This is a genomic window from Cytobacillus spartinae (assembly GCF_042865285.1).
Taxonomy (GTDB): Bacteria; Bacillota; Bacilli; order Bacillales; family Cytobacillaceae; genus Robertmurraya_A; species Robertmurraya_A spartinae.
The window spans coordinates 260,232-281,106 of the sequence record NZ_JBIACK010000004.1 but is presented as its reverse complement, the minus strand read 5'-3'; the positions used below and the strand labels follow the sequence as shown (position 1 = coordinate 281,106).

Below are 20,875 nucleotides of genomic sequence, written 5' to 3'. Positions count from 1 at the left end.
CCTTGCTCTATCCAGGCTAGGAAAGAGAACGACGCCAAACCCTAAAAAAAAGAGGAGTGAAAAACATGAAAGAATCATCGAAAGTACTCATTTCCATTAGCGGAGCTATCTTACTAGGTATACCTTTTCCTTCGCTTCTTCCCCAAGAGTGGTTAGAAATCATTTGGTTGCCTATTTACTCGGTTTTTGTCAGTGGCACCATGATTTGGATCGGTCTACCAAATGCCATCAAACAGGGGAAAAAAAGAGTTGCTCGCTTAATGGCTCTTTGTGCGTTTGCTCCCATTCTTCTTCATTTCATCCATGACATCAATCAATTCTTGAAGTAAGCGAGAAACGGGGTTCTCCCCGTTTTATGTCCGGAAAATCCGGATGGTTCCAATCGGAGTACTTCCCAAAGCCTCCATTATGGAACTCAACTTGAAAAGGAGTGTTTTTTCATGCAGGATACGTTGTACACCTTAAAAGAAGTCATGAGTCAAACAAATCTATCCAAAAAAGAAGTGGAAGCTCTTGTCAACGAACTTGGTCTTAAGATTCCAGCAAGGAAGCATAAGAAGTTTTCCGACTATGATGTGGAGTGCATTGTTCGAGCAACGTCTCAACCCGAAGAATTTGCCACAGCGGTGATAGAAGAGGAAGACGAACAAGAAGATATGACCATCTCTGCAGCACCACAAGTCGCCATTCCTTCTGCTACTCCAACCCTCGTCACCCCCAGCTCTCGCAAAAATCCCCTGAAGATTTTTTCTGCTACCCCCCTCGAAGGAAGAGTGCTGGTGGTTGACTTTGACCAAGACTTTTACACACTACGCTGGCTTGAACCAGAATACGGGCTAGATATTCTCCATATTCCTACCAGTCAGTTTTCTACCAAAGTCGGTCGAGACACCTCCTTCACGGGAATGTTTACCCTCCTCTCCTTAAAGCCTGAATTAAGGCTCGATGAGATTCTCTTCGTAGAAGAAAACCATATCAAAGAACTCAATGCCTTAAATGCCAAAATGAGAGATCGAAAGGGAAACCCTTCCACCCTCATTCCTTCTTTAAGGCGCATTCTTCACGACTTGAATAACCGAGAGGTGGAAGTGAAAAGAACGATGGATTCCTTGTTGCACCGTTGGAAATATTTCTGGGCCTATGATGAGGAAATGGATGCCTTCTTGCAAGAGCTGATGGTGTGTCTATCGGATCCACAAGAGTATCAAACACAAGTAGAAGAAGCGAAGGGACTTGCCTTTAAACGAAGTAAAGAGAATTGTCTCGAAAAATTGAATCAGTATCTTTCGGTTCTTTTGCAAGACAACAACTGGAATGGGGGAATGGAACAAGCCATGTACCGCATCCGAGAGTTGAAAGAAAAATGGGGCTTCCACGAAACCCTTGAAACCGTCTACACCATGATTCTTCCAGAAGTGACCTCAGTTGTGTCTAAGGTCGCCAAACATCCCAATGCTTACGCGTTTGAGCAAAACTTCAAGCAGCCATTGTTTGTCGAGAACATGGAACGATTCATTGCTGAAGCGAAAAGCCTGTTGGTCCGCAAGAAATATGTCACAGATCTCGAAAAAGCCTTCCAAAAAGTCAAATCTCTTCATGTGAAAACCCATTAAACCTTTCTTCGAGAATAGGAGATTCCTATTCTCTTTATCTGATGAATCAATCAGAAATTGATGTCAAGGAGGGGAACACCCTTTTGAGTACCTCAAAGAAAAAACGTATCGACCCCCGCTTCAAACTCCCGAACATGCCTTACACCTACCCAGACATTCAACGAGCCTGGAACTTTCTCATGAATGAATTTCATGCCGAAAAAATTGGACTCCTTCACCCGCTTCTTCCTTCAGTAGACCTTCCACAAAAGGTGTGGTCTCACCACTTAGGAGGGGGAGTGAGACTCGATTTTGCCAAAGATGTGAAAACCGAGCAATTAAAATGCCTCACCATGGTTGCGTGGATGAAGGATGATGCCTCCAAAGACCGTTTCTTCTACACGATGGCGATGATGGTGGGGGCGATTGGCTTTTTAGATCAGGATTTTTCGTTTGTGGAAGAAGGAGTATTCTTGCTAGAGGAGATGTTCGATGGCGTAAACCTCCTCACCTTGCAAAAGAACCTGAACTATGGAGGATACACGTTCCGATGTACCGGTCACGAGGATCCGTATGCTCCGATTCTTTTGTTTAGTGCCTACCGAAACTCGTTTCAAAGGTAGAAGTTTCAAAAAGAGTAGGAGTATAATAGAAGAATAGAGGAATGAATATAGAAATAGAGAAGGAGGTGAACAAGATTGAAGAAATGGTGGATTGCCCCCGCTCTTGTGAGCGTGTTGCTGCTTGGGGGATGTGCCAATGAAGACGAATACTGGCAAGAGACGAAACGAACCGTGGAAACCATCACGCTTGGAACGGCTACCTTTCATCAAGAACTCGCCCAAAGCGACTCCTACGTCACCACCTTAGCCCTCATTAGCCTCGAGGCAGGAGAACTGAATCGAAACATTGCCAAACTGAAAAACATGGAGGTTCCGAATAAGATGGAATCCTTCCATCGACGCCTCATCTCCTCCTATGAATCTCTTTCCCTTTACTATGAAGATGTCTTGCTTCTGAGTCCTACTACGAAAGAAGAGGCCACTCCAGAGCAACTGAAAATCCTCAAAACCAAACTGAAAGACTATCCGAATGTGTTAAAAATTCATTTCGAAGAGCTCGAAGCCTTAGAATTTGAGCGAGAACGGCTCCAAAAAGGAGAATAAGCAAAAAAACAAAAGAAATTCCGTTCTAACACTAGAATTCCGATATTCTTGATGATATACTAGAGAACAGAGACCTTGAATTCCAAAGGAGAGATGAAGTTGAACAAGAAAAAAAGCAGTCTGTTAACTCTTCCCATGCTCTTAGTATTAGCACTTGGAGTGGTGGTCGCTACCAGTGTATATGGATTACTAAAGTCTACTACCGTGGACATCATGGTAGCCAAGCAAGACATTGAAGCCCGAACGAAGGTCGATCCAAGCCTATTCATTACGAAATCGGTGAACGAAGATCACTTGCCGACAGGTGCGATTCTTGCAACGGAAAAAGACAAATTACAAGACAAGGTCACCAACTCGAAAATCATTGCGGGCGTCCCAATGGTAGAAGCACAGTTTTACGGGAAAGCGGAAAAAAGTGTGTTAACGAGTGTGGTCTCGGATAACAACGTCGTGATTACGGTTCAAGCCGACCAAATCACCGGGGTCTCCAATGACTTGTCTGATGTAGACCGAGTGAACGTATATGCAACAGTCGAAACAGATGCGATTGGAGTCGCCACCGCTCTGATTGAGCAAAATGCTCCCGTACGTGCTGTAGCCAAGGATGAAAAAGGAATGCTTCAAGGGGTTTCGATTGAAGTCGAGCCAGATGTAGCAAGCGAGTTAGCCTTTGCGGTTCAAAGTGGTGCGCTTCATTTAGCGGTGGTACCTCGTGAATACCAAGACATTACTTCTAAAGGAGTAACAGGGCTTGGATTTGTTCGCAAGTGGATTGATACGGCTGACATTCCAGTGGTAGACCCTAACACCCCGGTAACAGCCAACTCGAATACGGAACAACAAGCCCCAAAATAAGATGAAGGAGGGAATCTCACTTGAATAAGATTCACGTTCTTGTGGTCGACGACGATTTACAGTGGACCGAAGATCTCCATAAAGTGTTAGCCTTAGACCCCACGATTCGTTTACTCGGGGTAGCGAACACCGCCGGAGACGCCTTAGAAAAGGCACGAGCCACCAGTCCTCATGTCATGTTAGTCAACTATGACCTTCCCGATGGCGACGGCATTCAAGCCATTCAATCCATTCAAAAACAATTTCCTCATATCGCTATCATTGGTCAAGTGAATCAACCAGACCGAAACCAGTTCCAACGTTTTCAACAAGCAGGAGCCAGAGAAGTCATTACGAAAAATGCCATTACGAGTGGAGAAGTCATTGAAGTCATCAAAAAAGTTGCACCAACCCCACAAGAAGTGCCTCAAGGATATGCCCCTCAAACTGCTCAATATGTGACAGCTCCCCCAGTACAAGTTCCATCTGCACCCCCTTACCCAACCTATCCTGCACAAGAAAATCCGAATCCGAATGGAGGCACCCCGATGCAACCGCCATATTCACAACCGCCACAAGGGCAAATGCCCCCATATCAGACTCCACCTCAACCTCAAGCGTACGGACAAGGAAATCCCTATGCACCACAAGGTGGAAATCCTTACGTTGGGCAGGGTGGTCACGCCTATCCACCACAAGGAAATCAAGCCCCTCCTCAAGGATATGGGCAACCTCCTTACGGGCAAGGACAAGTTCCGCCACAAGGAAATCCATATGGGCAACCACAAGGCTATGGGCAAGACCCATATGCAGGAGCCTCTCAAGGGTATGGGCAACCGAATCCTTACGCAACGCCACAAGCCCCGCAAGGCTATGGCCAAGAGCAAGGATTTGGTGGGATGAACCAAGGCATGCAAGGAATGAATCAACCCCCTCTGCATTCGGCGGCTCGTATTCGTACGATGGTGATTGCTGTCAATTCACCAAAAGGAGGAGTCGGAAAGAGTTCATTGAGTAAGGAGATGGCTTCGGCATTAGCACTAGCGAAAATCCCCACAAGCCCAGGTCAACATGACCGCTTGAAAGTGTGTTTAGTCGACATGGATTTGGATTACGGAAACATTGCAGCGATGTTCCGCTTAAAAAGCGTTCCGAATATCTCCAATTGGGCAGATGACATCAAAGACCGAATGAAACGAAATCCGGATGAAAAACGCTTGTTGTATTCGCCTGATCAGTTTGAGCCATACTTGCTGACGCATCAACCTACAGGGTTAAAGGTGTTAGCGGCACCGGTTCTTCCAACCCAAGCGTTGAATGTGGATGAAGGGGTAGTAGAGATCATCATTGACAGTTTAAAGAACTACTTTGATGTGGTCATCTTAGACACGGGGAACAACACGAAAGACTACACGCTTCTGTCACTTGAGAAAGCCCAAAAAACGATTCTCGTGACCACGGCTGAGGTACCAACGGTTCGTAACGTTCAGTCTTTACTGGAGACGCTTCATGCCATTCAGTATCCGAAAGACAAGTTAAGTTTAGTCGTGAACAATGTCTCGAAGCGAAGTGACATTAGCATCAATGACATTGTCACCACTCTTGGCTTACCGTTCTTAGGAAGTCTTCCGGAAGACCCTCGAGTGAAGCAGTTTAACAACTCTGGGGACGTGCTGGTGATGGCAAAAGACACAGAATACACGAACAACATCCGAAAAATCTCTCACCAATTGGTGCCGGTGTTCTCGACCAAGAGAAAACATGCTGACACGGGTGGAGCCGGAGGAAAAAAAGGATTGTTCAGTTTCTTCAAAAAATAGGAGAGAGGTTTTTCTCTCCTCGTTATAATCTTATTTCCTTAGAGGAAATAAGACTCAATCTTTTTTCCTTAGAGGAAATAAGAATCGGGTCGGATGTGTCCGACCGTTTATGGAGAAAAAGGAGTGGGGATTGGAATTCCGATTGCCACATACTTTTGCTCCTTTATTCCGATTTCTGTTCAAACAGATTTCGGATTTATTCCGATTTCTCTACGAGAAACGGATTTATTCCGAAATTCCTTTGGGAAATTCGGTTATCCCCGAATGGGGGAAAATTAGATAGGAGGGATTGCCTTTGAATCAATCAAAGTTACTTGGACAACGCTTGGCGAATTCAAGTGATGATTACCAGATGCAACAGCAATTCGCAGAATCTCAACATGCAGCCTTTTCTGGTGAAGAAATCGAAGAGCTCTCGAAAACGGTTCGAGAAAAGTTAAACAAAATGTTCGGGCAAGACATTCATACCGAACGAAACAACTACCAATTCCGTGACACGATGAGACGTGCCATTGAAGCCATTCTCAACGACCAACAAGTAAGACTTGGAGGGCTTGAGCGACAACGCTTCGTGACGGATATGATGAATGACATCTTAGGGTTTGGTCCGATTCAACCGCTTGTCGATGATGAGACGTTAACCGAGATCATGGTTGTGGGTCCAAACAAAGTGTACATTGAGCGAAACGGACAATTGCAATTAACGGACATCAAGTTCCCAAGCAAAAATGCCGTAAAACTTCTCATTGATAAGATTGTTGGTCCACTTGGTCGACGTTGTGACGAATCGACTCCCAACGTGGATGCTCGTCTTCCAGACGGTTCCCGTGTGAGTGCCTCGATTGACCCGATTGCTTTAGATGGTCCCTACATCACCATCCGTAAATTCGGAAAGAAAACCTTTACCCTGCAAGATTACGTAGGAAGAGGGTCTGCCAGTCCTGAGATGGTGCAGTTTTTAGAAGCCGCCATCAATGCCGAGCTGAACATTTTCGTATCCGGCGGTACGGGTTCTGGTAAAACGACTCTCCTCAACTGTCTTTCCAACTACATTGACCCTTCCACTCGTATCTTAACGGTAGAAGACTCTGCCGAACTTCAACTGCAACAGCCTCACGTGGAACGCTATGAAGCACGACCAGCGAACGTAGAAGGAAAAGGTGCGATTCACATTCGAGACCTCGTGATTTACGCTCTTCGTAAACGCCCTGACCGTATTGTCGTAGGGGAGATTCGTGGAGGAGAAGCAATGGACATGTTACAGGCGATGAACACGGGTCACGATGGTTCCTTAACCACAGGCCACGCCAACAGCCCAAAACAAATGATTAACCGTTTGGAAACGATGTGTTTGATGGCAGGATTAGAACTTCCATCAAAAGCGATTCGTGAAACAATTGCAGGAGCAATTCACTTAATCGTTCAAATTTCACGACTTCAAGACGGAAGCCGTAAAATCACCCATATTACCGAAGTCATCGGAATGGGGAAAGAGGCAGCAGAGATTTTGGGTTTGAAAAACTACGAGAAAGAAGTCGTGTATCTTCAAGACATCTTCCGATTTGTTCAAACCGGAAAAGACGAAGATGGGCGTGTGGTAGGGAAATTCGTCGCAACCGGTCACAAACCGCTTTGCATAGAAAAGTTTGAAAGCCACGGCATTTTCTTGCCAGCATCTATGTTTGATCCTATGGAGGTGTAAGAACCCATGATTCAAAATCCCGTCCTCGTATGGTTCTTGATTGTCATTGTGTCCGTTCTTGTAGGACTTGAACTAGACCGGTTACGAAAACAGCGTCAAAAGGATTACTTGGATGCCATGACCGCTCCGGATGTAGATGGAATGGCGCAGTTACTCGCGAAAACGAGAGATGAGCAACCGACTACTTGGGCAGAGCGAAAAACCTATGAGTTGCAACAATCAGGCATGGGCTTAACGCTTGCACGTTACATGGTCATTACGCTCATGTTAGCGGTTCTTGCGGGTTCCTTCATCTTCTTCATGTTGGGTAGTATCTACCTCGCCATTGGAGCAGGGTTTGCGGCAACTCTTGTCCCTCGTTCGTTCGTCAACTCTCGTCGAAAGAAGATGTTAGAAGAATTCAGTCGTCACTTCCGCAACACCTTAATTCGGATGAGTTCGATGATTCGAGCAGGAGGAAGTGTCAAGCAGGCAGTATACGATGTAGCCAAAAGCCGTGATGCTCATGACATGATTCGAAACGAATTTAAACTGGTTCACACGGATTTGGAGTATGGTTTCACCGCAGAAGAAGCCTTTTACCGCATGTACAACCGTACAGGCTTAGGAGAAGTCAAACTTCTCAGTACGATTGTCGAGATTCAGCGTCAAAAAGGGGGAAATCTAGCGGAATTGCTAGACTCTATGCAACTAACGATTTCAGAAGCCTACAACCAAAAGCGTGAAGTTAAAACGCTTACCGCTCAGGTTCGTTCTCAAGCCACCTTGTTAACAGCCATGCCGTTTTGTGTCATTGGATTCTTCATGATCATCAATCCGAGTTACTACCGAAATTTCGTTAATGATCCGATTGGAATTGTCATCATGATCATTGCCATTGGGATGATTCTTACTGGTAACTTCTTGATGCGGAAAATGGCGGAACCGAAGTAGAAGAAAAGGAGGTGACGAGCATGGGGTTGGTGGTAAAAACAAACCCCCTTGCTCTCGTATATGGTATTCATTAAAGACCCTTACACGCTCAGTGCCCTTGCAGGATTGGTGGTCATGTTCTTGTTCTCATTCGGAATTCCCCAACGACTCATGGGCGTAAGAAAAATGAAAAGGCACGAATGGTTGGAAGTCGTAAAACCAGCCGAACATCGTCCTCAAGATGATGCGACAACTCACCGTTTCTATGGAATGGTCGAGCCTCACATTGAACAAAACCGCCAACTGTATGATACGGTGGTGGGAGCACTCGGAATTGATGTAGAGAAGTTAGCTCGTAAAATGGAGCGAGGGAATTGGAAACCGATGAAACCACAAGAATTAGTGGGTTTACGAGTAGCCGGTCTCGTGATTGGAATTCTCGTCACCATTCTCGTGTTAGTTCTGTTCCGAGACCCTCTGTTCATGTTAGGAGCAGGCGTCGCCGTCATGATTGCGTTCGTCTATCCGGAGATCAAACTGAAAGAAATGATCACGAAGCGTCAAAAAGAGATTCAAAAGAATTTGCCGGATTTCCTAGACCTCATGGTCGTGCTACTAGATGTTGGGGCAGACCCGCAATCAGCGATTCTCCAAGTATCCAATTCGTTCAAAGATGCCACAGGGCATGAGTTCCGTAAAGCGGCGATTGATAGCCAGTTTAATGGTGGTCAATTCATGCTAGCCTTAGAACGCATGGCAGAACGAATGGATGTAGAAGATTTGTCAGAACTCGTGTCTGCGATGGGGATTGCTCAGGAAAAAGGGACTCCGCTTTCCGGGATTTTACGTGAACAAGTCAAGCGAATCCGCTATCGTCAACAACAAGACTACAAAGAACGTGCGCAGAAACTAGGAACGAAAATGCTTCCGATTCTGTTGTTCTTCATCTTAGTTCCACTCATGCTCATCCTGTTAACCCCTGCTTTCTTGGGTGGCGTGGGTGTTTAAAAAAAGTTGTGTAGAATGTCGGTAAAAACGTTGAATCATTCCGATATTCAATATATAATAAGGGAAGAGAAAAAAATTCCTCTATTCAAAACTTCTTCTGTTCCCTCTCCAAAAATCTCCCCCGAAAGGAAGTTGAAATCATGGTGAAACAAACACTGAAACGTTTAGCAAAGGAAGAAAAAGGTCAAGGCTTCTCAGAGTACGGGTTAATCTTAGGGTTAATCGCGGTTGTTGGTATTGCAGCTCTTTTAGTACTTGGACCAAAGATTGCAGCGAAGTTCAGCCAAGTCGCAGCGAACCTGTAATCTGAAGAGGAGATTTCAGACACAGTCTCCACCCCCCGAAGCCCCCGAAGAGGGGCTTCTCCTTTATTCTCTTGTATGTTTTATAGAGGAACTTCCAGCCTTCTATATCTTACCCTACCTTGAAAGGAGATTCTCTCCCATGGAACACCTCTCAACTTTTTCCTTGTATCTTGTGTTGATGTTTTCCGCCATCTCGGTGTTGACCGATCTCAAGTGGCGAATCGTGCCGAATCAATTGCTCCTCATTGGATTGGCTTTCGGCGTGTATATGCGTATGTTTGAGGGAGACTGGATCGCAGGGTTCTTAGGTGCTGGACTTGCCTTGTTGTTAACCTTGCCATTCTTCATCGCAGGAGGACTAGGAGCGGGGGATGTGAAACTGCTCATGCTCATTGGGTTCTTCACCAATGCCTCGTACTCGCTTACTTCTTTCTTCATCACCGCTCTAGTCGGTGGAATCCTCTCCATCCTGGCGATGCTTCTTTCCAAAAAACGATCTTCCGCTCTTTTTCAGTTTAAGTACATCTTCTTCTCGGTGGTGTACCTCAAGAAACTTCCCCAACTCGATGAACAATCGAGCGTCACTCTTCCGTATTGTATTCCCATTTTTGTAGGTAACGTGTTAACGATTTTGATAGCGAGGTGAATCGAATGAAACTCATTCAACATCTATGGAAGAAAAGCCGAAAGGAAACGGCACAAGTCATGGCAGAGTTTGCCCTCATTCTTCCGATCATTGCCATCATCTTAGCGATGATGTTCTCTGGTGGACAACTCTTAATGGCGAATCTAGCCATGCAACAAGCCGCCTATGAGGGGGCTCGTGTTGGGGTAACGATGCCGGATGCGACCCAAGCCGATACAAAAGCCAAAGAAGCCGCCACCAAGTTTGTAGAAAACATGCCATTTGTCGATGTGACTCAAGTTCAAGTAACCACCTACGCCCCGTCTTGGGCGAAAAAACAACCTCTTGAAGTGACGACCAAGTATGATGTGAAATTAATCTTTCCGATTCCAAACGGGGTTTTAACCCCTAAAACCAACCATACGGTGGAACGAAAGATTAAAATGGCAATTGAAAATGGATAAGAGGGAGGAAAACCAATGAAACGTTTGCTCTTTCTTGGGAAAAGTGAAAAAGGAATGAGTTTAGCGATGTGGGCCGTTCTCATCCCTGTGTTCATTTTCATGGCAGGGCTCATCCTTGATTTTGGTCGATTGTTCTTAGCCCAACAAGAACTTCAAAACGTGATGGATGCTTCGACCTTAGCCGCGGCAAATACCGGGGTGACCATCAATGATGGATTAAATCCTCCGTACTGTGTACTCCCAACTCCTGATGCTCCGAATGCGTTAAATACCTTCTTTAATGACAACATGGCTCCCATGGCAGCCGATGGCATTACCATTCAAGAACAACTCATTAACGATGGTATTGGAGATTCCCTCTATGCGGATGGGAAAGTGAGTTTAAAAGTACGCATTAGCATTCCCATGATGTTTGGAAAACTGTGGGGACTCGATTTTTGGGAAACGACCCGTACTTCGTGGTCTCAATGTTACCCAGTCTAGGGAAGAGTCTTTCTTCCCTTTTTCTTATGTTTATCCTCGTAAGCCTACATCTCATTTTCGGCTTTAGAGGGAATTTTTACCTAAACGTGGGTTCACGGATTAGGTGGTTGAGAGGAGTGAATGTGACATGCGAAAGCGTCGAGTACGCAAAGACAAGGCGGTTGACGAATCCATCCTTCAAGAGGAACAGGATTTGGAGCAAGAAGGCTCTGTCGATGAATCCGATCTCAAGGAAGACGAAGAAGAGGTGGAAACCTATCCTTCGGAAGAGGAACAGCGAGAGGAACTCTACCAAGAAGCCGATACCTTCTTAGAAAAAAGCAAGGAAAAACATGAAGAAGTAGAGGCGTTCGAAGAGGAAGAGGAGGAGGAAGAGGAAGAGGAGGAGGGAGAAGAAGTAGAAGAGAAACCCGCAAAAGAACAACCAGCAACCAAAAAGAAATCACCTTCTACCAAAACCGCTACTTCTAAAAAAGCAGAAGGAACCACCCGTTCCCAAGCCTCTCCATCCTACCGCCCGGCTTCCAAGAAAACTTCCTTTCTCCTAGCGTTCTTAGTCGGACTTCTCGTGTTCTTCATGGGTGCCTTTTTTGGCCAGTGGAGTGTCGAGGAAAAAGCCAAAGAACCAAAAACTAACAAGGAAATCTTAGAAAACATTCAAGAAGACCTTGCTCTTCATAATGTCGTGCCGCAAGATGAGCTGTACGATGTAAAAGCCACGGTTCTTGACTTGGATGTGCGAGTAGACGGTACGTATGTGACCTATGAAGTAGAGAATAACTCGCTTGATACGGTGACCATCATGAGCCACACGATGAAACTGGTGACCAAAGATGGCGACACCATCATGCCGGAGCTCGGAAAAGGAGAAATCCCGAAAACATTGTTAGGGTTTGGGCTTGCTCCAGGAACGAAAGACCAGGCAACACTTGTGTTCAAAATCAAGAAAGACCAAGAACCAGCCTTCTTCTTGATTGAAAACGTGACGAATCTGAAAAACGGAACGTGGACGTTCCAGATGGAACTCGAGTAATCCTTTTAGTTCCACCCTCCCTCTCTCATCCTGAAAATGGGACCATAGACTGGAGGAAGAGAGGGGAATCCTTTTTACTGATAGGAGGATCCCTATGATCTTTGTAAACGTTGGATTTGGGAATCTGGTACAAGTGTCCAAAATCATTTCGATTTTGAACCCGGATTCCGCTCCCATTAAACGCCTCATTCAAGAATCTCGTGATGCGGGAATCTTGTTAGATGCCACTTGTGGAAGACGTACCCGAAGTGTAGTGGTGTCTGAATCTGACCACATCATTTTGTCTGCCATTCAATCGGAAACCTTGTATGCACGTATGCAAGGAAAAGAGGCAAATGACGCAGAAGAAGCCGAATAGGTTCTCAAGGGGAAACCCCCTGAGAATCCTTTCTTATCTAATTTGTGTGCAGGAGGTGAAAGGTGTGAAAAGCGTGGAAGAAGAGTTATTAGAAGCGATTGACATCGAGGAGTTTTTTGATTGGATGGGGCTTGATATGAAGCGGGGGAGAAGTGAATACCGTGGACCATGTCCTCTCCATAACGGTGAACATCGAAACTTACAGTATAAGATTCGAACTGGATACTTTACTTGTCATTCTCGCTGCAAAGGAATTGGTAATGTCATTTGGTTCTATGCCAAACTAAAAGGTATCTCCAAAGAGGGTGCCATTCGAGAACTTGCGAAATGGAAAGGCATTAAAGTCGGAAAGAAGAAGATGTTCATTCCCTTTGTCGTGGAGAACAAATGCGTTCAAGTGGAAGAAAAAACCCTCGTGCAAACCCTTCCCACGCTTCCTTCCTCTGAAACCCATGGTCTCATTCCTTTAACGGAACATTTTCGCTTTTCACAAAAGGTCCTCACGCGCTTTTCCGTCAAAAAAGGTATACGAGGGCGGTATTGGAACCGCTCTGTGTTTCCGATTTACGATTTAGAAGGAAGATGGATTGGCAATAGCGGAAGATGGGAGGGAGAGGTGAACGAAGAGACCATTCGCTATCTGTACTCTCCTGAGCCGTTCCTGAAGAGCCATGTGTTGTACGGAATGCATCTCGCAAAAACGTCTCCTTGTTGGATTCTTCATGAAGGGGTGACCGATGTAGCGAGTGCCTACACCCATGGAGTAGAGGCGATTGCCACCCTTGGAGCGGATCTATCCATAGAACAAGCCGAACTTCTTCGGCAGCATCCAAAACCTATCGTGATTGCATTTGACGGCGATGAAGCCGGAAAAAAAGCCACCCACCGAGCGATTAAACTCCTCACCGAAAAACACCTTCCTCTCCTATATGTCATGGTGTTTCCAGATGGAAAAGACCCAGGTGACGTTTCGATGGAAGAATACCACCGACTCCTTGCGACCAAGATCCCTGCCATGCACTACCTTCGCCAATATCCTCTACCCTAGACTCCTCTCTTAGCGAAAGGAGTCTTTTTGTATGAATAATACATCTTGATAATGAAATAATAAGGGTATATAATATGAATATATGAATGAAATTAAACCACTCTCTCACCACGAGTGGGGTTAGCATGTGAATACACCTATCTTAATTCCTGATTCTTTCTTCCTTAAAGGAAAAAGATTGTAAGGATTTAAGACTAGAATAAACCCTTCGTCTCTCTCCTTTTTCACCCACCGAATCCGAACCCTCGGATGTTATGGGGAGAGTTAAACATTAAAACTAATATTCGTTATTACGAAAGGGGAAAAACAAATGCTTAACCAATTGTTTTCAAATGCTCCACATCCTTCATTCATCATCATTCCGGCAATCATGATTGTCATGGCTTTCATTTTCATTTGCTTCCTTGTGGTTTCAGTATCAAGTGTGGTGCTGAAAATACGTGAAGTAAAGAATCAAGGCACGATCTCTAAAATCGCTGGAGATTTGAAGAAGGATGAGCTGTTGCTTAAACTTTTCACGCAACAAGGTTCTTCTGACGCTAGTGGCGATCCTGTGGATATGCTTCTTCGTCATAAGGTGGCTCAAACCATGAGTCAACCTCAACCTTCAAAAGCACTCAATACCGGTCGGATTCGAGATCTTGCTCTTACGATCGCGGCTATTGGAGTCATCATTACCGTTTTGTTCTAAGTTTAATTTTCGCTCGATACTCTGGTCGAGGTACATATTTTTTGTACCCTCTCCCCCCTTATAGTCGACCTCCGAATTTCGGAGAAAAATCGACTCACTTTCGGTTTCAACGCCTTCTGGCGATTCTATATCACGATAATTGGAGGAGATTGAATATGAAGGAAGCGACTCAAGAACTAAACCTAAAGATTAAAGGAAAAGCCGTCAAAATCCCTAAAGAAGACCACTACTTCACCGAAGAAGACACCCCCGTCATTAAACATGCTCCGCTTAAGAAACTCGCTGAAAAGTTTAGTGTTCGTGTCGAGGATGTGAAGTTAGAAGCCACGCTCATGACGACTGAAGGCGTTCCATACGTGTCTCACCGTGCATACGGAAAAGACGAAAATGGAAATGTCGTCACGGCGGTTGGAGAAGCGGGTCCTTACTCCCTAGATGGACTAGCAAGTAACTACCCGTTCATCATGAGCAACAAACGTGCAGAAGACCGGTTGTTGATTGCTCTACTTGGATTGGAAGGTGTGGTGTATTCGGAGGCTGAGATTTCTGAAACCTCTGGTCAAAACGCTTCTGCTGCTCAAAGCAACCAAGATCCGGCTCAAATTCCGTTTCCTTTTGGCAAACACAAAGGGAAAACGTTAGAGCAGATTAAGGATGCTGACATCCAGTACTTGCAATGGTTTACGTCAAGTTACACTCCGCGTAACCCGAAAGACAAGCAACTGGTGGAAGCAGCGAAACAAGTATTAGCGGCTTAACCAAAAACGAGAGGAAAGGGTTTCCCCCAATCCTTTCTTCTTTATAGCGGATTTCACTCCGCTTTTTTTCGCCCTCAATGCGTTTGGTTTTTCCTTACGCTTTGAATAGAGCGACGATTTGGATGAATTCGACGAGTTGAGGGGCTTATTACGATGATATAGGGGGAATTAGAATGACGTATCAATTAGACGTAACAAAGGCTTTCAGAGGTTCACAAGGAGATATTCCAGGTACCGTGTTTCGTGGTGGTCAAAGAAAACCATACAAATCCTCTCGTAACACCGCAGGCATGACGGCTCTATCTTTTTCTATTGCGAAAGGGATGGCTTGCATCAAACAAAATGTATCGGCTTTTGGAATCTCTGACGTGAATGGAGAGAAACGCTTTTTAGCGGAACTTTCCGACTCATCTGGTCTTGTTTCCGTGATTGAGTACAATGAAAGCAATAAAACGTTCTACCACAACTGCCGTTCGACGATGGGCTTTTGCTACCATCTGTTCGAAATGATTGGCCTCATGAGACTCCAAGTGGAGCCAAATGGGGAATTTGCTCAGAATTTTAATGCGATTGATTTTAGTCGCACCGTGAATGATGAGCAACACTTCTTTGTTGCTGCAGATGCTCTTTACTTCGATAGTAAAGACCACTACCACGGCAATGAAGTCGAAGCCTATGAAGACAATCCGGATCGTAAAGTCGTTGAGGACTTGACGTTTTTGATTGGAAAAGACGGGAACTTCACCGTTCCAACATCTTTTGGACCTTCTTCATCGGCTGCACCAACTTCTTCTCCTTCTTCTGCTTCTCCTTCGTTTCAACCTCTTGACTGGAACCGTGACTTCACGGATGCAGAAGAGGCGAATATCCAAAAGAACTTAGAAAAATTGCAAGGCAAACCAATGCAATCTAAGTACGATTGGATGGCGAAAATGATTGGCAATGGAGATGCTCAAAACCTCATGTTCTTAGGGGGTGCGGGTACAGGGAAAACAACACTAGCTCGCCAATTAGCCCTGTTGCTTAATGCTCCAGTGTACATTCAAAACTATAGTTTGAACGCAGAAGAGTCGACGATTGTTGGTCGTTTTGTTCCAGATCCAGCCGTTCCAGGCAAGTTTAACTGGATTGATGGAGAATTCTTAAAAGCCTTCCGAAATGGTGGGTTCTATTTGGCAGATGAAATCAACTTTGCGAAGCCTGCTGTCATGGGGGTATTCAACAACGTACTAGATGGAGTCGGTCAAATCGTGTTGGATAACGGGGAAGTCATCGAACGTCACCCGAATTTCCGATTCTTTGGTGCCATGAACCCTGGTTACAACGGTACACAGCGCTTAAACAAAGCGTTCATCAACCGTTTTGACCAAGTGGTAATGTTCCAAGATATGGACCCTGCTGAGATGAAGAAAGTCATCGTCGAAGATTCTGGGTACTCCAATGCGAAAGTCATCGACAAGATGATTGAGGCATACCAAGCCATCAAAGCAAAAATCAAGAATGACGAAATTGATGAAGCCATCATCTCTATTCGTAACTTGGTTGCTTGGGGTAAAACCATCAAGAACACATTGAACATCGTCGAAGCAGCGAGGTCTACTGTTGTCGTCGCTTGTTGCTACGAGGATGAAGATGTGCAAAAAGAAATCTTAGAGGACATCATCCTCGCGAAATTCCAAGGGGTTAAGGCTTAATGTCTTGCCCCTCTTTTTCTAACTTTAATCATAATTGGGGGAATTAAATATGAATATCAATATCAATATCAATCAAAAAGCGGAATTCCTATTGGGACAAACTCTTACACCTACTCAATCAGAATACCTCATGAAGGCTCAGATTGAAGGGTTGGAATCTTTCTACAAAGCAGTAGAGGTGCTGTATGCTACCATAGCGAAGCCTCAAAAGAAAGTCGATAATCAAAAAGATTACCGTATTCTTTTGTCTGGTGCTTTCCGTGCTCGCTCGGAGCGTTTCCTTCGTGCGACAACAGGCGATTACTCGAATAAACTCATCTTGAAGGAAATTGGAAAAGTGTGTACCGATGGAAAAACGGTTTGGGCAGATCCTCGTAGCCAATTTTTAGCCGGGTTTCCACTCGTTCAAAAAATCATGGGCGTTCGTGGTCAAATCTATCACGAAGCGGCTCATATCCTGTACACCGATTTTTCTCCGCTTAAGAAATGGCAGAATGAGTGGCCACGCCTGAGTGCTGAAGACCGTTTCCGTATCACACAGAAAAAATCCTTCCTGAACATTGTGGAGGATGCGGCGATTGAGTTAGCCCTTTGCACCGAGTTTCCGGGTGCTGCTCCTTACATTCGTTTCTTAAATGAAACGGCTATGAATCAATACCCAATGCTTGAAGAATTTGAGGCAAAGAACAACGCCATCAAAGTGTTTCAAGTCGCGATGAACATGCATGGTTGTGTAGGGTACGTGAAAGGAAATGCTCAAAATCCTGAAATTGCTTCAATCATTGAAAAAGGCATTCCGATCATGGAAAAAGGCAGACGCGCTCGTACAACCAAAGACCGCTTAGTTTGTGCAGAAGAGTTGTATGCATTGTGTGAACCATTCATTGAAGAGGAAATCCGTTTAGGAAACCTGATGTTTGACCTATTTGAAAGCATGAAAGGTTCTATGGATCCAAACGCATTAGGTCAAGCAAGACCAATGCCTGTGGACCCAACAGAGTTCCGTAAACCGGTGAAAATGCCAAATCAAAACAAACAGCAAGATCCTCAAAATCAAGATCCATCTCAAGACCCTTCCGAATCCGATGATAAATCTTCACAAGAATCTTCATCTTCCTCCGACACACAAGAATCAGACGCTCAGGAATCTTCTGACAGCGAATCTTCTTCTAGTGAAGGCTCTTCTTCTGATGCTTCTGAACAAGAAGGAGACGAAGAAGGAGAAGGAAGTGAGAACGGAGATGGCGAATCTTCCAGCTCTGACGCTTCTTCTGATGAAGAGAGTGAAGGAAGTGGAAATGGTTCTTCAGACGAATCTTCGGATGAAGAGGAATCTGAAAACGGTTCTGGTACTGGCGATGATTCTGATGAAGAATCTGAAGAGTCTGATGATGATTCAGAAGGAAGTTCTTCTGGAGATTCAGATTCAGAGGATGATGAGTCTGCAAGTGAGTCTGGCAGCCAAAACGATGCTGTTTCGAAAAGCAACCAAAACACATCATCTGATGATAGCAACGGCAAACGTCCTGAAGGCGAGTCGGATGACCCTTCTTCTTCTCCTGAACTTTCTGATGAAGAAATTGAAGAAATGGAGCGTCAACTCCAAGAAGAAATGGAGAATCTCATGAACGAAATCTCTGAGGAGATGGAAGAAATCATGAGTGACGTGGAAAAAGAAGAAGAGGCTGCGAAAAAAGCCGAGCAACGTGCGAATAAAATCAAAGAATACTTAAAAACCGTTAAGTATTCCGATAACCACAAGCATTGTTCCATGAATGTGGATTCACCTACGGCTTCACCGATTTTTTCTCAAGATGAGTTAAAGAGTCGTTACAAAGAGCTCTTTGAACCCATCAAACCAGTGACTCGCAACCTTACCAAAAACTTGAAGAATGCGATCAAGTACAACTTAGACCAAAAGCATTACGGCTTAACATCTGGGAAAATCGCTCAAAACCAACTGTACCGCAAAGACCAAAAAATCTACTATCAACAAATCGACAAGTCAGATGAAGCCGACCTTGTGATTGAAGTGTTAGTCGATGAAAGTGGCTCCATGAGAGATTACGGTCGCTACATGCATGCGATTCGTGCTTGTATCATGATGGCGGAAGTGTGCCAGAGTCTAAAGATTCCTTTTGCGGTTACCGGTCATGATGCGGTGAATGGTCGCCCTCAAACGCGAATTAACCACTACATTCGTTTTGAGAAACCGATTGCTGAGCAAAAGCAAAACGTGTGCAAAATCTATCCTCGTCACAACACACGGGAAGGTATGAGTTTGAAATATGCGGGTGAGTATTTGGCTCAACAACCGCAAAAAGACAAACTGCTTCTCGTCATCAGTGACGGTGACCCATTCCACAATGATGGAAGCGGGTACTTCATGGAGACTAGAGCACAACTAGATGCGGCAGCGGTTGTCGAAGACCTTCAAAAGAAATACGGCATTACGACTGTCGGGATTGCGATTGGAGATGGACAAGATGCGATTGCGTCGATCTACAAGAATTTCATCTCCGTAAACAACTTAGAAGGCCTACCGAAAAAATTGGTCAAAATCTTAGAAAAACGCTTGTTTAAGAACTAAAGCCTTCTGGCTTTGGTTCTTTTTTTCTGGTAATAAACAATCTATTCTTGAAAAATACCGTTATTCATGACATACTAAGAGTAACTTCACAGCCTTTTTTTGGGGCTTTTTTTACGACGATGTCTCAGGACACTGTATTGAGATTAAAGGGGGAATTTACATGTTAGAAAAGATTAAAGACTTTTTTTACACCTCGTCTCCTTCCCCAAGCCTTGATGCTCCACTTCCAGAAGCCTTAACGTACACTGACCGACTTCGTCTCATGGTGGGATCTCCGTTAAAGGGGTTTCCGACTGATGTGACACTTTGGGCAGACATTAAGAATAAAAGCATTCAAGAGTTGGCAAGGGACTACGAAATCAACTATGAACAAGCCATTGTCTTGTCACAAAGCCTTTTACTCCTCTATGAGTTGAGTGATGGAGCTGGACTTCATGGCAAGAAAAAGGCACCGGGTCAAGCCAAAGATTGGGCGAGATTACCGGAAGTCGAAAAAATCGTTCGGCAAAAACGGGAGCATCTCATGATGTTCATCGTGGATGCTGAAGGAAACTACACGGATCATCTCATTGGAATTGGAACGCGTGACTATTGTTACCTTCCTCCATTTCCGAGTATGAAATCCTTGTACCAGCAAATGAACGGGAAATACTTTCTCCTCGTTCACAACCATCCAACGAAGAACGCCTTCCCAAGCGACTCCGACATCGAAGCAACAGAAGCCGTACTTGAATTTGCTCGTGCCAACGGCATGTGGTTTAAAAATCACATCATTGTCTCACGAAGCGGGTATTACAGCATGGCTCGAAACGGTCATTTTTAAGACCGTTTTCTGTTATTTCCGGTTTTCGGAAGTTCTGAAATTCTTTTTTAGACTCTCAGATAGTCTGAATTTTCGTTAGGAATTTCAGATAATCTGAATTCTGTAAGATTTCAGATAGGAGGTGGTTCTCACCTCCCATTTTTTAAATCAAAGGAGGAAAATCATATGAAAAAAATAGGAATGATGGCACTCGTTCTACTTCTAGCCATTCCGAATTTTGTGTTTGCAGAAGGGAACAAAACCTCTGCCATTACCCCCGAAGAATGGGAGAAAAAATTTGGAGACATGAAAGGTGAATTCTCTCCAGAACTGCAGCAACAAATTGAAGAGGCAGGCATTGACTTTGAATCCTTCAAAGGAGGATTTGATCAAAGTCAGATTGATGTAGATGCCTTCAAGGATTCCACAGTTCCCGGTTTTGAAGAAATGCAAAAGCAATGGGGAAGTGCAGAGTGGGCAAATTGGAACGCTCCTCAAGATAGTCACTGGGCTCTATGGGATGATTTGATGAGTGGAAACGACCAAGTCGCTCTTGAAAAAGGAACTAGCGTCGTTCTTCCAGAAGGTATGACGGTTCAAGACTTTTTCAAGAACTCTGAACTGCAAGAAAAAATGTTGACTCTTGCCGAACAAAACATGCCAGAGCAATTTAAAACCCCAATTTTCCAAGAAGCCATGACCTCTCTAAAGAATACTTTTACTTCTATCAGTCTAGGAGATTTTTGGAGCAACGTCACTGAACCTTCTGCTCCAGAAGAGGGGTCTACGTCTCCTGAAGTAATTCCAGCACCAACACCAGGATTTACGTTTTTCGGCATACCATTTCCTTCTTTTCCAGATGGGTTTGACCAAACGAAATAACCATCCTGCCACTTTCTGCTGAAAGTGGTCCTTTTTCTACAAATAACATTCCGATATTCTTACAATATTACGATAACTGTGGTATACTATATCTATCAGAAAGAGGAG

23 protein-coding genes are annotated in these 20,875 nt (G+C 44.6%); all 23 read left to right on the top strand.

The features are described 5' to 3' along the window. The first annotated feature begins 65 nt into the window (after positions 1-65). Positions 66-329 (top strand): hypothetical protein, encoded by a 264-nt coding sequence (locus ACFYKX_RS11880; RefSeq protein WP_389360654.1) that lies wholly within the window; start codon positions 66-68, stop codon positions 327-329. A 111-nt stretch (positions 330-440) separates the two neighbouring features. Next, entirely contained in the window at positions 441-1,613 is a 1,173-nt protein-coding gene (locus ACFYKX_RS11875; RefSeq protein ID WP_389360652.1) for a hypothetical protein, read from the top strand. An 83-nt stretch (positions 1,614-1,696) separates the two neighbouring features. Further along, entirely contained in the window at positions 1,697-2,215 is a 519-nt protein-coding gene (locus ACFYKX_RS11870) for a hypothetical protein (RefSeq protein WP_389360650.1), read from the top strand. 75 nt (positions 2,216-2,290) lie between these two features. Next, positions 2,291-2,758: a hypothetical protein gene (locus ACFYKX_RS11865; RefSeq protein ID WP_389360648.1), complete on the top strand. Its 468-nt coding sequence runs from the start codon at positions 2,291-2,293 to the stop codon at positions 2,756-2,758. Positions 2,759-2,857: 99 nt separating this feature from the next. Continuing rightward, positions 2,858-3,613 carry a Flp pilus assembly protein CpaB gene (gene cpaB / locus ACFYKX_RS11860; protein WP_389360646.1) on the top strand — a complete coding sequence of 252 codons (756 nt, stop codon included), beginning with the start codon at positions 2,858-2,860 and terminating at the stop codon, positions 3,611-3,613. 20 nt (positions 3,614-3,633) lie between these two features. Beyond that, positions 3,634-5,412 carry a response regulator gene (locus ACFYKX_RS11855; RefSeq protein ID WP_389360644.1) on the top strand — a complete coding sequence of 593 codons (1,779 nt, stop codon included), beginning with the start codon at positions 3,634-3,636 and terminating at the stop codon, positions 5,410-5,412. A gap of 123 nt (positions 5,413-5,535) precedes the next feature. Then, on the top strand, positions 5,536-5,691 hold the full coding sequence (locus ACFYKX_RS11850; RefSeq protein WP_389360642.1) for a hypothetical protein: 156 nt from the start codon (positions 5,536-5,538) through the stop codon (positions 5,689-5,691). 16 nt (positions 5,692-5,707) lie between these two features. Then, positions 5,708-7,114 carry a CpaF family protein gene (locus ACFYKX_RS11845; protein WP_389360640.1) on the top strand — a complete coding sequence of 469 codons (1,407 nt, stop codon included), beginning with the start codon at positions 5,708-5,710 and terminating at the stop codon, positions 7,112-7,114. 6 nt (positions 7,115-7,120) lie between these two features. Continuing rightward, positions 7,121-8,047 (top strand): type II secretion system F family protein, encoded by a 927-nt coding sequence (locus ACFYKX_RS11840; RefSeq protein WP_389360638.1) that lies wholly within the window; start codon positions 7,121-7,123, stop codon positions 8,045-8,047. A gap of 120 nt (positions 8,048-8,167) precedes the next feature. Next, on the top strand, positions 8,168-9,034 hold the full coding sequence (locus ACFYKX_RS11835) for a type II secretion system F family protein (RefSeq protein WP_389360636.1): 867 nt from the start codon (positions 8,168-8,170) through the stop codon (positions 9,032-9,034). Positions 9,035-9,174: 140 nt separating this feature from the next. Next, positions 9,175-9,339: a Flp family type IVb pilin gene (locus ACFYKX_RS11830; protein WP_389360634.1), complete on the top strand. Its 165-nt coding sequence runs from the start codon at positions 9,175-9,177 to the stop codon at positions 9,337-9,339. 139 nt (positions 9,340-9,478) lie between these two features. Beyond that, complete coding sequence (locus tag ACFYKX_RS11825; RefSeq protein ID WP_389360632.1) at positions 9,479-9,985, top strand: A24 family peptidase; 507 nt, start codon at positions 9,479-9,481, stop codon at positions 9,983-9,985. Between the two features lie 5 nt (positions 9,986-9,990). Then, positions 9,991-10,428, top strand: a complete 438-nt coding sequence (locus ACFYKX_RS11820; protein ID WP_389361190.1) for a TadE/TadG family type IV pilus assembly protein — start codon at positions 9,991-9,993, stop codon at positions 10,426-10,428. A 15-nt stretch (positions 10,429-10,443) separates the two neighbouring features. Next, complete coding sequence (locus ACFYKX_RS11815) at positions 10,444-10,911, top strand: TadE/TadG family type IV pilus assembly protein (protein ID WP_389360630.1); 468 nt, start codon at positions 10,444-10,446, stop codon at positions 10,909-10,911. Between the two features lie 127 nt (positions 10,912-11,038). Beyond that, entirely contained in the window at positions 11,039-11,944 is a 906-nt protein-coding gene (locus tag ACFYKX_RS11810) for a hypothetical protein (RefSeq protein ID WP_389360628.1), read from the top strand. Between the two features lie 94 nt (positions 11,945-12,038). Beyond that, on the top strand, positions 12,039-12,302 hold the full coding sequence (locus tag ACFYKX_RS11805; RefSeq protein WP_389360626.1) for a DUF370 domain-containing protein: 264 nt from the start codon (positions 12,039-12,041) through the stop codon (positions 12,300-12,302). Positions 12,303-12,366: 64 nt separating this feature from the next. Next, positions 12,367-13,350, top strand: a complete 984-nt coding sequence (locus tag ACFYKX_RS11800) for a toprim domain-containing protein (protein ID WP_389360624.1) — start codon at positions 12,367-12,369, stop codon at positions 13,348-13,350. Positions 13,351-13,660: 310 nt separating this feature from the next. Then, the gene (locus tag ACFYKX_RS11795) at positions 13,661-14,041 is read left to right on the top strand and encodes a hypothetical protein (protein WP_389360622.1); all 381 of its coding nucleotides are present in this window, start codon (positions 13,661-13,663) and stop codon (positions 14,039-14,041) included. A 155-nt stretch (positions 14,042-14,196) separates the two neighbouring features. Further along, positions 14,197-14,799 (top strand): exodeoxyribonuclease X C-terminal domain-containing protein, encoded by a 603-nt coding sequence (locus ACFYKX_RS11790; protein ID WP_389360620.1) that lies wholly within the window; start codon positions 14,197-14,199, stop codon positions 14,797-14,799. Positions 14,800-14,972: 173 nt separating this feature from the next. After that, the gene (locus tag ACFYKX_RS11785) at positions 14,973-16,493 is read left to right on the top strand and encodes an AAA family ATPase (RefSeq protein ID WP_389360618.1); all 1,521 of its coding nucleotides are present in this window, start codon (positions 14,973-14,975) and stop codon (positions 16,491-16,493) included. A gap of 49 nt (positions 16,494-16,542) precedes the next feature. After that, a complete protein-coding gene (locus ACFYKX_RS11780) occupies positions 16,543-19,083 on the top strand; it encodes a cobaltochelatase CobT-related protein (RefSeq protein WP_389360616.1) in 2,541 nt (846 codons plus the stop codon). A gap of 160 nt (positions 19,084-19,243) precedes the next feature. Next, positions 19,244-19,906 carry a JAB domain-containing protein gene (locus ACFYKX_RS11775; protein ID WP_389360614.1) on the top strand — a complete coding sequence of 221 codons (663 nt, stop codon included), beginning with the start codon at positions 19,244-19,246 and terminating at the stop codon, positions 19,904-19,906. A 165-nt stretch (positions 19,907-20,071) separates the two neighbouring features. Beyond that, a complete protein-coding gene (locus tag ACFYKX_RS11770) occupies positions 20,072-20,767 on the top strand; it encodes a hypothetical protein (RefSeq protein ID WP_389360612.1) in 696 nt (231 codons plus the stop codon). Positions 20,768-20,875: the final 108 nt, after the last annotated feature.

What these genes read in the sequence shown, in the direction of transcription:
- ACFYKX_RS11830 (WP_389360634.1), top strand. Translation starts at nt 9,175, where the DNA reads ATGGTGAAACAAACACTGAAACGTTTAGCAAAGGAAGAAAAAGGTCAA.
- ACFYKX_RS11815 (WP_389360630.1), top strand. Translation starts at nt 10,444, where the DNA reads ATGAAACGTTTGCTCTTTCTTGGGAAAAGTGAAAAAGGAATGAGTTTA.
- ACFYKX_RS11875 (WP_389360652.1), top strand. Translation starts at nt 441, where the DNA reads ATGCAGGATACGTTGTACACCTTAAAAGAAGTCATGAGTCAAACAAAT.
- ACFYKX_RS11820 (WP_389361190.1), top strand. Translation starts at nt 9,991, where the DNA reads ATGAAACTCATTCAACATCTATGGAAGAAAAGCCGAAAGGAAACGGCA.
- ACFYKX_RS11795 (WP_389360622.1), top strand. Translation starts at nt 13,661, where the DNA reads ATGCTTAACCAATTGTTTTCAAATGCTCCACATCCTTCATTCATCATC.
- ACFYKX_RS11780 (WP_389360616.1), top strand. Translation starts at nt 16,543, where the DNA reads ATGAATATCAATATCAATATCAATCAAAAAGCGGAATTCCTATTGGGA.
- ACFYKX_RS11810 (WP_389360628.1), top strand. Translation starts at nt 11,039, where the DNA reads ATGCGAAAGCGTCGAGTACGCAAAGACAAGGCGGTTGACGAATCCATC.
- ACFYKX_RS11770 (WP_389360612.1), top strand. Translation starts at nt 20,072, where the DNA reads ATGAAAAAAATAGGAATGATGGCACTCGTTCTACTTCTAGCCATTCCG.
- ACFYKX_RS11880 (WP_389360654.1), top strand. Translation starts at nt 66, where the DNA reads ATGAAAGAATCATCGAAAGTACTCATTTCCATTAGCGGAGCTATCTTA.
- ACFYKX_RS11825 (WP_389360632.1), top strand. Translation starts at nt 9,479, where the DNA reads ATGGAACACCTCTCAACTTTTTCCTTGTATCTTGTGTTGATGTTTTCC.
- ACFYKX_RS11840 (WP_389360638.1), top strand. Translation starts at nt 7,121, where the DNA reads ATGATTCAAAATCCCGTCCTCGTATGGTTCTTGATTGTCATTGTGTCC.
- ACFYKX_RS11790 (WP_389360620.1), top strand. Translation starts at nt 14,197, where the DNA reads ATGAAGGAAGCGACTCAAGAACTAAACCTAAAGATTAAAGGAAAAGCC.
- ACFYKX_RS11785 (WP_389360618.1), top strand. Translation starts at nt 14,973, where the DNA reads ATGACGTATCAATTAGACGTAACAAAGGCTTTCAGAGGTTCACAAGGA.
- ACFYKX_RS11805 (WP_389360626.1), top strand. Translation starts at nt 12,039, where the DNA reads ATGATCTTTGTAAACGTTGGATTTGGGAATCTGGTACAAGTGTCCAAA.
- ACFYKX_RS11775 (WP_389360614.1), top strand. Translation starts at nt 19,244, where the DNA reads ATGTTAGAAAAGATTAAAGACTTTTTTTACACCTCGTCTCCTTCCCCA.